Genomic DNA, 899 nt, shown 5'->3' with positions numbered 1-899 from the left:
TCGCATGGTCATTCGGTGCGGTTAATGTCGCCGGAATATGTTCAGCCCTACGTCAAAGCGCAGAAGACCGATGATCGAGATGCGGAGGCCATCGCGGAAGCCGCGACCCGGCCAACCATGCGCCTGGTGACGCCAAAAAGCGAAGCTCAGCTCGATTTGCAGATCCTGCACAGGGCGCGTGCAAGGCTGGTTGCGGAGCGGACGCGGTTGACCAACCAACTGCGCGCCGTCCTGTTAGAACGCGGCATAATCCTGCCTCAGCGGCGCGGTCCTCTTATCCGGCGGCTTGATGATCTTATGGGGGGCGATTTGCCAATCAGCGCCAGAATGCTGCGCCTGCTTCGGGACCTGCGCGATGAATGGGCAGAGCTTGACCGCAGGATAGGAGCCTATGACGACGAACTGATGGCCATGACGCGTGAAGATGATCTGGCTCAGCGTCTGGTCACGGTTCCTGGCATTGGGGCGATCAATGCCACGGCACTGGTCGCCGCAGTGGGTGATGCCAGCGCCTTTGCCAAGGGGCGTGATCTGGCCGCATGGCTCGGTTTGACACCACGACAACACTCAACTGGCGGCAAGACCAAAATGCTGGGCATCAGCAAGCGGGGCAACCGCTATCTACGAACCCAACTTATCCACGGCGCACGAGCAGCGATGCGGCACTTCGTCGAAAAGCAAACCGCCATGGGAGTATGGCTACGCAACCTACTTGCCCGTGCGCATCCAAATGTCGTGGTGGTGGCGCTCGCTGCGAAGCTTGCCCGAGTCGCTTGGGCGATCCTTCGGCGCGGTGATGTGTATCAATCGCAGGAAGCATCAATCTGACGGAATTGCGATCAGCTGACGCTGAACGCTCAAGATGTCTGTGGAGGTGAGATAGATGGCATAACGGTCGA

The 899-nt window shown here is 59.4% G+C and carries 1 protein-coding gene; it reads left to right on the top strand.

Annotated elements, in window-relative coordinates; genetic code table 11:
* Positions 1–828: IS110 family RNA-guided transposase (locus D2V93_RS00015; RefSeq protein WP_147377323.1), on the top strand; the 828-nt coding region annotated here is incomplete at its 5' end.
* Positions 829–899: the final 71 nt, after the last annotated feature.

The sequence above is a fragment of the Flagellimonas taeanensis genome (assembly GCF_003584105.1).
Classification (GTDB): Bacteria; Bacteroidota; Bacteroidia; order Flavobacteriales; family Flavobacteriaceae; genus Flagellimonas; species Flagellimonas taeanensis.
The sequence above is the reverse complement of the archived record's forward strand: the minus strand, read 5'-3'. Positions and strand labels throughout refer to the sequence as shown.